Genomic DNA, 10,075 nt, shown 5'->3' on the forward strand with positions numbered 1-10,075 from the left:
CCACCACCAGTTCGTATTGACCGATATATAGCAGCACCCCATCCCGCGCGACAGGATAGCCAAGTGCGGAGAGAAAGCTTATCGACCCGTTTGCGACCAAGCCCTTCAGAGCATGGGTCAATGGAACGGAGATATTGTCCGGCGGGGGGATGACAAAGGCCAAATATAGCAATGGCGCACGAAGTTGACGCAGTTGCTGGCTTCCGATGATAGACCAAAGCATCACAATCAGGCTGCAATATATCCCAAATAGCTGAAGCCACTGTTTTTCAACTATCGAGGCAGCTACCGTAAACAGGCCAGTCAGGACCAAGACAATGGGAGCAATCGTTTCGCCGTGAGGCTGATCTAAACGGTGCGTATGTTGTCCCTCGTGGCGTAACAACCACAGGCCTGTCAGCTGGATGATGGGGCCAGCCGCACCTTGCTCGGTGGACCAATAGTTGCGGGCTAGCGAGATGATACCCGGTGTCGCAGCTGCAGCGGCAGCCGCGAGTAAAAACCAATAGCGGCCGTACCAGGATACGTCCGGGTGCCCGTCACCGCTCACGGCCTGCGACCGATCCGTCGCTGAAATATGCCAAGCCCCCGTCATGTGCTGATCCTAGCTCCCCGAACTGCGGACATGCCATCGCTGACACCTCCACGGTGATGCTATCTGCCAAGGTATTGAACGGATCTGGGCGCCAGCGAGATCTTGCGAAAGCGGTACCGACGTAAAGAAACCCGCAGCCTGCCTCGTTTCGTTCGGAATGGCGTTGATCAAAGAACTCGTTGAAATACTTATACCAATTCGGATTAAATTGCTAAGCGATGTTCCTATCCGGAAATATCCGCTCTTCGCTTTTACCATCTTTGTATTGGATAACCTTAGACATGACCTCGGAAGAGCCTGGATCGCCAGGTGCATCACCTGATATTCCGGAGAAGGATGAGACCGTGCTGCATTCTCACAACTTTCAGGTTCCGCGGCCAGAAGCAGCGACCAGTGGATCAAGTGACGAAACCGCCGGCGCGCTTTCTGCGCCGCGCGGCATGATAGTGGGACTGGTTATCGGCGCCGTCATCTGGGCAACCTTGGCGCTTCCGTTCTTCTGAGAGCCCGGCGAGGCGGACCGCTTCTGCAAGCGGAATATTTGTGCCGAATTCGGACGACATCAATTAACTCGAGGTTTTTGCATCCACGCTGGCATCCGACAACATCGGTATTCGAGCATTATTATTGATAATTGGCATTTTTACTTAAGTTTACCTACGTATTAATTGAAGGATTTTGGGTAAAAACTTGTCATACACCCTAAAAATAACCTTCTATGCCATTGATATAAATAGATTTACCCCTCTACGTTGCACCGTAAAATAAATCATGAGATTTTTAGTTAGGCACAGATTAACTCTGATTCGCCTGCCTTTATCTCATAAGTAAAAATCCAGAGGAGCGTGCAACATGAATAGCCGCCAGATTTTGATTGCGTCCGCGATGGCCTCGGCCGTGGCGGTCTGTGCGCCCGCACAGGCCGTTACGTCTTTCACCGGCCAGGGATCGAGCACCATCGTGAACGGCTCAGGCGCCTTTTACGATACTCTGATCCCCAAGGGAGATTTCACCGACACGATCGATTTCAATGTCCCCACCGACGGTTCAGCTGACGTGGGCGTCCTCTATTTTAAGGTGAAGGATGGTCTCTCCAATCTGCAAGCCTCGTTCAATGGGGCTGCTATCAACCTTGTGAACGTTGGCGGAAACCTGTTTTCCGGTGGCGTCACGCGGTCAGTTCTGAAGGGGACGCAGACCATCACTCTCACCGGCACGTCAGCCGGTAACGGCGCATATTCGGGCAACGTGACGTTCTCGTCAGCAGTGCCGGAACTCGCGACGTGGCTGATGATGATTGCCGGTATCGGCTTCACCGGCTTGGCCATGCGCCGTCGCAAGACTGCGTATTCGGTCAACTACGCGTTCTGAGCGCGACCCGGGAGAAATCCCAGAAATACCGCTCTTTCCACGGACTCTCGAGGACGGCCATGTACGTGAGCGTCACGCCCCCCGCCCCATTCGAAACCTCTGTCAGCAGCCGCGCGTTGCGGGCAGCCCCGCTGGATGCTTTTTTGACCCGCGCCTGCGATATCGCCATCGCGGCCGGCATTGTGATCGTACTGTTGCCCCTGCTGATCATCATCCTGGTTGCGATGAAATTGACATCGCCAGGCCCCGTGCTGTTCGCTCATCGCCGGGTTGGGCGTCATGGCCAGACCTTTCCGTGCCACAAGTTTCGGTCGATGGTCGTGAACTCGGCTGAAGTGCTGGAGAAGCATCTCGCAGAAAACCCTGCAGCCCTGGCGGAATGGCAGCTTGATCAGAAATTGCGGAATGATCCGCGCGTCACACCGATTGGACGACTGCTGCGTCGTTCCAGCCTGGATGAAGTGCCACAGATCTTCAATGTGCTGCGCGGTGAGATGAGCATTGTCGGCCCACGCCCGATCGTCGAAAATGAGATGATCCGTTACCGCCAATACATCGTCGATTACATGAGCGTAAAGCCTGGAATAACCGGCTTATGGCAGATTAGTGGGCGCAACAACACTACCTACCGTCGTCGCGTGGCGCTCGATACAGCATATGCGCGCAGTCGTTCCATTCATCTCGACCTAGCGATTATGGTGCGCACGGTACTCGCCGTGCTCTCTGGCTCGGGTTGCTACTGAGCCGGGAGTATATTTCCTCGGCTCCTCTTGTCCAGTCGTCCCCATCTGCCATCATCCCGCGTCCGCATGTGCGGGATGAAAGGTAATCATGTCGCGCTACGCTGGCTTGGAGATGGGTGGCACCAAAACGATTGCGGTGCTGGGCACACCCGGGGCGATCATCGATCGCGTAGAATTCCCTACGACCTCTCCTGAGGAGACCTTGGCGATAGCAGCGCATCATATCGCGGCTTGGCATCGCGAAGCGTCGATCAGGGCCCTGGGCATCGCGAGTTTCGGCCCCGTCCGTTTGGATACGGCAGCGCGCGATTTCGGTATGATCCTGGACACGCCAAAGCCGGGATGGCGAGGAACCCGCATCGTGGATGCCATTGCGGAGGTTTTTGGCGGTCCGATTCAGTTGGATACCGATGTCAACGCTGCGGCCCTGGCTGAAGCGCGGATAGGTGCAGGACAAGGCCTCTACACGTTGATTTACCTCACAATCGGCACCGGGGTCGGCGGCGGCGTGCTCATCAACGGCAAGCCGCTCCATGGCGTGATGCATCCGGAAATCGGGCACATGCGGCTACGCCGGGCAGCGGATGATAGCTTCGCGGGGATCTGCCCGTTTCACGGCGGGTGCGTAGAGGGGCTTGTCAGTGGACCTGCCCTTCAGGCCCGTTTCGGTGTGCATCCCAGCACGATCGCCCTAGATGATCCACGCTGGGGTTGGGTTGCATCCGATCTGGCGGAACTTTTTGCAAACCTTTTATGCGCGTTCTCACCCCAGCGTATCATCGTCGGAGGGGGCGTATCGGTTCACCAGCCGCACCTCTTACGCATGGCGATCGATCATTTGCCCGAACGTTTGGGCGGTTACCTGGGGCCTATGACCGGCGCGGACCTGCGATCCCGCATCGTGCCCGCCCAACTGGGCAACGATGCTGGACCGACAGGTAGCCTCTATCTGGCGATGGCAGCAGCTGGCGATTGAGCAGCTAAATTTGAGCCGCGCAACGCGACCGGCGCCCTTATCGATTACGCAAAGTTGCCATTTCGCGCGATCTCGCTGACAGGTTTGCGACCGCTGGGTGCCTCACGCTCCTGCAGGAAGTCCGGCAGCTTCTCCTTGCCGGCGGCCTTGCCGATAACGAAAGCGGCTTCGAGGCGATGATCATCGGGAATGCCCAAAAGCGCTTCCGCTTCGCCGAACTTGATCCCGGTCATCCCATGGGTGTGATAGCCCAACGCCTGAGCCTGCAGAGCGGCCAAGGCCCAAGCTGCGCCGGCATCAAAGCTGTGGCTGTGATTGTCAGAATTGCCCTCGTCCGAACGCATCAGCTTGTCGGAGACGATATAGACCAGCGCCGAGGCATCCTTGGCCCAGCCCTGGTTGAAGTCGATCAGACCCGAGAGGAACCTATCCCAATGGGCATCGCCACGGCGAGCGTAAAGGAAGGTCCAAGGCTGTACGTTGTAGGCGGAGGGCGCCCAGCCGGCCGCTTCGAAGATCACATTCAGATCCTCCTGGGCAATCTCGCTTTCGTCAAACGCGCGCGGGCTCCAACGGTCCACGATCAGCTTTTCGACTTTGGGATGGGCGACACGTCCGGTCATCATGGCTTCCTTCATCTCGACAGGCCTGCATCTGCACGCCACTCGGCTGATAGCTGGCGCTTCACACGCCATCGGAAAAGGCAGATAAAGTCTGCCAAACTGATCGACGATCTTGAAAAGCCAATAACCGCGGCGGCAAAACTCATAGGATCACCATCGAGGCCGATTGCCTTCTTCCTTCGCAGATCCCACTTCCCTTGGCATGACCGCTTCCCAACTCTGCCTGCGCGCCGTCATCCGCCTGTCTCCGCGCGTCGATTCAGGCGAAGATGTGGCGGCCTTCCTGCAAGGTCTCGTGACTTCGGATGTTCAGCAGGCGTTGCCCGTATGGACCGCACTGTTGAGCCCGCAAGGCAAGGCCTTGTTCGACTTCTTCGTCTGGCCGGGCGAGAACGGCGTGCTGTTGCTGGATTGCGAAGCCAAGGTCGGTGAGGCGATCGTCAAGCGTCTCTCACTCTATCGCCTTCGTCGCGCGATCGACATCGCGATCGACCCCACGCTGACCGTGCATTGGAGCCGAGACCCGCAAGAAAACGCCTCGCCTGATCCTCGGCTGAAAAGCCTGGGCTGGCGGTGGTTGGCCCCCACCGCCCCGTCTGCAGAATGCGCAGACCAAGCCTATCTGGCGCATCGTCTTGGCCTGGGGGTCAGCGAGGGTCGGCAGGACCTGGGACAGGATGCCACGCTTTGGCTGGAGTGCAATGCCGTCGAACTACGCGGTGTCAGCTTTACCAAGGGATGCTATGTCGGCCAGGAAAACACGGCGCGCATGAATTGGCGGCAAAAAGTGACCCGCCGGTTGGTAGTCGTACCGCTCGCACAGTCCGATCCCAAACGGCAGCGCACGACCTATCCGGAGCTGGGCTTCGCAATCGATCACCTTCGGATCGAGGATATCACTTCCGAGCTTCGGCCCGCTTGGCTGGATCTTGACCCAACCACCTCCGCGTAATTTCTAAGCCGGTCGGGGAGACGGTTGTGAGCCGACACCGATCGAGTCGAATAGCTTGTCCGTCAAGATCGCCACGTGGACGCGTGCCGGGACCGGTCCGTCGATAAAATCACGACTTCGCCGTTCATCCACAGGCTTGAAGCCGGCCCGCTCCAGCATGCGCGAGATCGTATCGCTCTCATCGGCCTGTTCGGCGATGACTTCGCGATGGCCGAGCATCCTGGCTTCCGCCAGAACCGCGCGCAAGGCCTCGGTCGCATAGCCCTGGCCGCTATACTCGCGAGCGAGCCAGTAGTTCAGCCGGACGTTACGGCCTGATGCAGTCAGTGAAATCCCGCCGATCAGGACGGGACCATTGACGGTGCGCAGGTGAATCAGGAAATGAGGCAGCAAGCGCGATTGCGGACGCGCGAAGAACTCGCGCAGAAACGCCTGCTTGGAGGCCTGCCGCGAAAATCCGGTGCTGACGATTGCCGCTTCGTTACCAATTGCGGCGGCAAGTTCCTCGACGTCCTCTGACCAACCTGGCCGAAGGAACAACCTCTCCGTGCGGATGAACATGTGTCATCTCCGTTCTTTTGCCGGGGAGCATAAAGCTTGGGGCCGGTCGTTGCACGAGAAAAGACCACCGCGACCTCTACGGATCAGGCCGCGTGCATCTGCAAATCTTCAAATTGGGCAGACCCATCGTCATCATCGCCACCGACGACGCCTTCTCCATTCAGGGCATAGCCCCGCGACGGCGCGACCGATCCGCGCCCTGCGCTGTAGCGGTCCTCTGAAAGACCCAGCGGCCGAAACCCCAGTTTGCAGAGCACTCGCCCTGAGGCGGGATTGTCGGAGAAATGCCACGCCCGGATATTGCTTTGGCCAAGCGCCACGGCGGTGCGCAGCAGCGCACTAGCCGCTTCGGTGGCATAGCCCCGGCCCCATGCGCTGGGCGTCAACCAGTAACCCAGCTGAGTCTGGCCGTCCTCATCATGCAAGCCAACGCCGCCGATGATCCGGGACCCCGTGCTTCCAGGCTGCGTGATCAACAATGTTGGATGGCTGGTCTGTTGCGAACCGCCGACAAACGCCTGCGCGTCTGCCAGCTGGTAAGGCCAAGGAGCCCGAGTAAGATTGCGAATCACCGCTTCGTGAGTGATCGCCGTATGAAGCTCTGCTGCATCCTCGGTCCACGCGGGGCGGAGGAACAGGCGTTCGCTGCGAATGAACATGACCGCTCTCCCTTCGTCAGTCCCCCGCGCGGCCGCGATAGGATCCGTGGATGACACAGGCGTTACGCCTCGCTGGTTCGGGAACGCTTTTCCCGGCCAACAGTGCCAAAGTGACTGAAGGGAGATACGAAAAAAGGGAGCGGGGTTGGCCCTCTCCCTTCATGGTGCCGGAACTTCACGATGAAGTCCGGCGAGGGGCCATCCAAGCTGGATGGCCCGTCATCGACCATCCGTTATTCGGCGGCTTGCGCCATCATGTCGACCGACACGTATTTACGGCCAAGCTTGCCTTCGTGAAAGCGCACGCGGCCTTCCGAGAGAGCGAACAAGGTGTGATCCTTGCCCATGCCCACGTTCACACCCGGATACACCTTCGTACCACGCTGGCGGATGATGATGTTGCCGCCGATCACTTCCTGACCACCGAACTTCTTGACGCCAAGGCGGCGGCCAGCTGAATCGCGACCGTTGCGCGAAGAGCCGCCTGCTTTCTTATGTGCCATTGCAATCTACTCCGGAATTCTGGCTCAGCCGACAGACACGATGCGCAGCAGGGTCATCTGCTGGCGATGGCCGTTCTTGCGGCGATAGTTATGGCGACGGCGCTTTTTGAACACGATCACCTTTTCGCTCTTTGCCTGCGCGATGATCTCTGCCGCGACGGTAACTCCAGCGAGGTCAGCCACTTCACCATCCTTGCCTGCTAGCAGAACGTCACCCAGGGTGATCTTGTCACCGGCTTCGCCAGCCAGCTTCTCAACCGCGATCTTGTCTCCGGCGGCAACCCGATACTGCTTGCCGCCCGTGCGCACTACTGCGAACATGGTGCTGTTACCCAATCTCAAACTATGCCCGAAGGGCCGAAACAACCTTGCCCCGGCCGCGACAGCCCCACCAAGGAGCCCCGCACGGGAAACACGCCGGACACCCGTGCGACGCACAGGTTTCCGGAAGAAGGGTGCCGTTAATCCAACCCCTGATTCGAGTCAACGGTTCAGTCGCCGCGCGGCCGGTCAATTTGCCCTCGCGCGGGAAGGATCGCGTGCTATGAAACGGCGATGATCCGCGCCAGCGCCCGCCTTATCGTCCCTACCACCCTTCTGATGCTCGCCGGTTGCGCGGGTTCGGCAGAGTATCCCTCTCTCGCGATCCGCGATGTGGAGCGTGTTCAGGGCAGCGCCTCGCCGGCGCCGGATGCGGCAGATGCGATCCCTGCTCTGCCGCCCGCAAGCGCGGACCTTACCACCCGTCTTGCAGGTCTGGTGGAAACGGCTCGCCAGTCCCATACGCGATTCCAATCCCGGCAAGCCGCAACTGAGCGCGCGGTGGCCGCCGCCGGCGCTACCGCCAGCGACAGCTGGATTTCAGCGCAAGTGGCGCTCTCCGATCTGCAGACATCGCGCAGCGGCGCCCTCACCGCCTTGGCCGAGCTCGATCAGCTCTACGTCGATGAACGTGCCGCTCATCCCGAACAGGTCAGCCCCGCCGCCGCCACGATCGCCACGGCGCGTGATCAAGTGGATGGCTGGGTTTCGGCCGAAACCAGCGTGATCAGCCGCCTGCAAGCGCGCATCCGATAAACACCGCTCAGCCCCAGCGAGCGAGGTCGTCGAAATCTTCCGTGCGCGGCTCGATCCAGCGCCATTCACCGCCTGTGCGCTCCCGCTTCCAGAACCAGCTTTGCGATTTCAGGTTGTCCATCGCGTAATCAGCGGCGGCAAAAGCCTCACGGCGATGACGCGAGGCCGCCGCGACAAGCACGATCGGATCGCCCGCCGCCATCTGCCCGCTACGATGGACGATCAGCAGGCCTTCCAAGGCCCAGCGCCTCAAGGTTTCCTGCGCCAACGCCTGCATCGCGGGCAAAGTCAGCGGATCGTAGTGGCGCAATTCCAGCAGTTCCACCGCGCTGTCATCGGCGGAGGCGCGCACTTGGCCGATGAAACTGGCGATGCCGCCAGCTTGGGGATGCGCCTTGGTGAAGGCTGCGATCTCTGCCGCCGGATCGAACGGCGTGCTCAGCAGTCGGACATCCGCCATCTCAGCCGCCACTGACGGGGGGCAGGAACGCCAGTTCATCGCCATCCGCCAGTACCGGCATATCGTGGCCCGACACGAGCTTGCCGTTCACCGCCAGCTTGATCCGCGCGCCGGACAAGGCCTCCGACAACTCCGGCTCCAGTCCTGCCAGCACATCGCTCAGGGCAGGAGCAAACGGCACCTCGCGCTCGGCCACGCCCGCCGCGTCTTCGAGGCGGCCGAGGAACACCAGTTTCAGCGACATCTCAGCCGCCGGTCATCGACATGTGGCGCGGTTGCGATGGGGCCTGGCCGCGGTGATCGATCGCGAAGTTATGGCGCGCGGGCTTGATGCGCATGGCAACGGCCAACGCTTCGGCCAACGCACCTTCGGGGTCCTCGGAACGAAGCGCCGCGCGCAAGTCCACTTGTTCGCTGCCGCCAAGGCACGCGAAAAGCTGCCCCGTCGCGGTCACGCGAATGCGATTGCACCCCTCACAGAAGTTGTTGGTCAAAGGCGTGATCAGGCCAAGCCGACCTCCGGTTTCCACCACGTCGAAATAGCGCGCTGGGCCGCCAGTGCGGTGGCCTGATGGAACCAAGGTCCAGCGCTGTTCCAGATCATCTCGCACGACCGACAGCGGCAGATGCTGATCCACGCGGTCGGCCTCCACTTCGCCTAGCGGCATCACTTCGATCAGGGTGATGTCAAAGCCCTGTTCGTGCGCCCAGCTTATCAGGCGTGGCAGTTCCGGCTGGTTCACGCCTTTCAGCGCCACGGTATTGAGCTTCACCTGCAAGCCCGCAGCCTTGGCGGCGGCGAGCCCTTCCAACACTTGCGGTAGGGAATCCCGTCGCGTCAGTTCGGCGAACTTGGCACGGTCCAGTGTATCGAGCGACACGTTGATCCGCCGCACTCCGGCGTCGTAGAGTTGGTCGGCGAATTCGGTGAGGCGCGTCCCGTTGGTGGTCAGCGTCAGCTCTTCCAGCCCGTGGCCGATCCGCCGCCCCAGCGCGCGCACCAGTTCCATCATATCCCGCCGAACCAAGGGCTCGCCGCCTGTCAGCCGGATCTTGGAGATGCCGCGGTCGATGAAACCCAGCGCCAGATCGTGCAGCTCTTCCAGGCTGAGGACATCCTTGCGCGGCAGGAACGTCATCCGCTCAGGCATGCAATAGGCACACCGCAAGTCGCACCGATCGGTTATCGAAAGGCGCAGGTAGCTGATACGCCGCTGGAATTGATCGACGAGCGGTGCAGTTGCGGGCGATCTGTCTGATGTCATCCCTGTGAAGATAACATCGCGCCGGCATCCGTTCCAGCCACAGGCAACAATTGCCCCGTGACCCCCGGCGCGCGCGAAAGATAAGCCAACGCCGCAGCGATAGCCTGTGGGTCATCGCCGGCAATCGCATTCACTCGCACCGGCGCATATTGGCGCGCCAGGCCATGCACCACGCCCAGGCGCCACTCGCGATGGGTATGGTCCGCCGGATCGAACAGCAGCACGCAATCGCCGCCTTGCGCCAGCGCATCGCGTATCCGGGGCAGAACGGCGGCGTGGAAGTGGGAGGA

Annotated in this window: 16 protein-coding genes; 6 read left to right on the top strand and 10 right to left on the bottom strand. The window is 60.3% G+C overall.

Annotation, left to right across the window (positions count from 1 at the left end):
• The coding region (locus ACHWRX_RS12615) for an archaeosortase/exosortase family protein (RefSeq protein WP_394659448.1) at positions 1–595 on the bottom strand (595 nt) is incomplete at its 3' end.
• 281 nt (positions 596–876) lie between these two features.
• Here ACHWRX_RS12615 and ACHWRX_RS12620 point away from each other — a divergent pair.
• The 4 genes from ACHWRX_RS12620 (at position 877) to ACHWRX_RS12635 (ending at position 3,685) form a co-directional block, all read left to right on the top strand.
• Positions 877–1,098, top strand: a complete 222-nt coding sequence (locus tag ACHWRX_RS12620) for a hypothetical protein (RefSeq protein WP_394659449.1) — start codon at positions 877–879, stop codon at positions 1,096–1,098.
• A gap of 349 nt (positions 1,099–1,447) precedes the next feature.
• A complete protein-coding gene (locus ACHWRX_RS12625; protein ID WP_058736142.1) occupies positions 1,448–1,966 on the top strand; it encodes an FxDxF family PEP-CTERM protein in 519 nt (172 codons plus the stop codon).
• A 65-nt stretch (positions 1,967–2,031) separates the two neighbouring features.
• Positions 2,032–2,709, top strand: a complete 678-nt coding sequence (locus tag ACHWRX_RS12630; RefSeq protein ID WP_394659450.1) for a sugar transferase — start codon at positions 2,032–2,034, stop codon at positions 2,707–2,709.
• A gap of 88 nt (positions 2,710–2,797) precedes the next feature.
• Complete coding sequence (locus ACHWRX_RS12635; RefSeq protein WP_394659451.1) at positions 2,798–3,685, top strand: ROK family protein; 888 nt, start codon at positions 2,798–2,800, stop codon at positions 3,683–3,685.
• A gap of 44 nt (positions 3,686–3,729) precedes the next feature.
• On the opposite strand, the gene ACHWRX_RS12640 is transcribed toward ACHWRX_RS12635, so the two are convergent.
• Positions 3,730–4,308, bottom strand: a complete 579-nt coding sequence (locus ACHWRX_RS12640) for a nitroreductase family protein (RefSeq protein ID WP_394659452.1) — start codon at positions 4,306–4,308, stop codon at positions 3,730–3,732.
• 202 nt (positions 4,309–4,510) lie between these two features.
• On the opposite strand from ACHWRX_RS12640, the gene ACHWRX_RS12645 reads away from it, so the two are divergent.
• Positions 4,511–5,260 (top strand): YgfZ/GcvT domain-containing protein, encoded by a 750-nt coding sequence (locus ACHWRX_RS12645; protein ID WP_394659453.1) that lies wholly within the window; start codon positions 4,511–4,513, stop codon positions 5,258–5,260.
• Positions 5,261–5,263: 3 nt separating this feature from the next.
• Here ACHWRX_RS12645 and ACHWRX_RS12650 read toward each other — a convergent pair whose 3' ends face one another.
• The 4 genes from ACHWRX_RS12650 to rplU all read right to left on the bottom strand — a co-directional run bounded on the left by ACHWRX_RS12650 (position 5,264) and on the right by rplU (position 7,304).
• A complete protein-coding gene (locus ACHWRX_RS12650; protein WP_394659454.1) occupies positions 5,264–5,821 on the bottom strand; it encodes a GNAT family N-acetyltransferase in 558 nt (185 codons plus the stop codon).
• 83 nt (positions 5,822–5,904) lie between these two features.
• Entirely contained in the window at positions 5,905–6,480 is a 576-nt protein-coding gene (locus ACHWRX_RS12655; protein ID WP_394659455.1) for a GNAT family N-acetyltransferase, read from the bottom strand.
• A 233-nt stretch (positions 6,481–6,713) separates the two neighbouring features.
• On the bottom strand, positions 6,714–6,983 hold the full coding sequence (rpmA, locus tag ACHWRX_RS12660) for a 50S ribosomal protein L27 (protein WP_394659456.1): 270 nt from the start codon (positions 6,981–6,983) through the stop codon (positions 6,714–6,716).
• Between the two features lie 24 nt (positions 6,984–7,007).
• Complete coding sequence (gene rplU / locus ACHWRX_RS12665; RefSeq protein ID WP_183615417.1) at positions 7,008–7,304, bottom strand: 50S ribosomal protein L21; 297 nt, start codon at positions 7,302–7,304, stop codon at positions 7,008–7,010.
• A gap of 234 nt (positions 7,305–7,538) precedes the next feature.
• On the opposite strand from rplU, the gene ACHWRX_RS12670 reads away from it, so the two are divergent.
• Positions 7,539–8,060, top strand: a complete 522-nt coding sequence (locus ACHWRX_RS12670; RefSeq protein ID WP_394659457.1) for a hypothetical protein — start codon at positions 7,539–7,541, stop codon at positions 8,058–8,060.
• 7 nt (positions 8,061–8,067) lie between these two features.
• Here ACHWRX_RS12670 and ACHWRX_RS12675 read toward each other — a convergent pair whose 3' ends face one another.
• The 4 genes from ACHWRX_RS12675 to ACHWRX_RS12690 all read right to left on the bottom strand — a co-directional run.
• The gene (locus ACHWRX_RS12675) at positions 8,068–8,520 is read right to left on the bottom strand and encodes a molybdenum cofactor biosynthesis protein MoaE (protein WP_394659458.1); all 453 of its coding nucleotides are present in this window, start codon (positions 8,518–8,520) and stop codon (positions 8,068–8,070) included.
• A gap of 1 nt (position 8,521) precedes the next feature.
• Positions 8,522–8,764: a MoaD/ThiS family protein gene (locus ACHWRX_RS12680; RefSeq protein WP_394659459.1), complete on the bottom strand. Its 243-nt coding sequence runs from the start codon at positions 8,762–8,764 to the stop codon at positions 8,522–8,524.
• Between the two features lies 1 nt (position 8,765).
• Positions 8,766–9,785: a GTP 3',8-cyclase MoaA gene (gene moaA / locus ACHWRX_RS12685; protein ID WP_394659460.1), complete on the bottom strand. Its 1,020-nt coding sequence runs from the start codon at positions 9,783–9,785 to the stop codon at positions 8,766–8,768.
• The coding region (locus ACHWRX_RS12690) for a Rossmann fold domain-containing protein (RefSeq protein ID WP_394659461.1) at positions 9,782–10,075 on the bottom strand (294 nt) is incomplete at its 5' end. The genes moaA and ACHWRX_RS12690, both read right to left, overlap by 4 nt.

It is taken from the genome of uncultured Novosphingobium sp., from assembly GCF_964277725.1.
Classification (GTDB): Bacteria; Pseudomonadota; Alphaproteobacteria; order Sphingomonadales; family Sphingomonadaceae; genus Novosphingobium; species Novosphingobium fluoreni.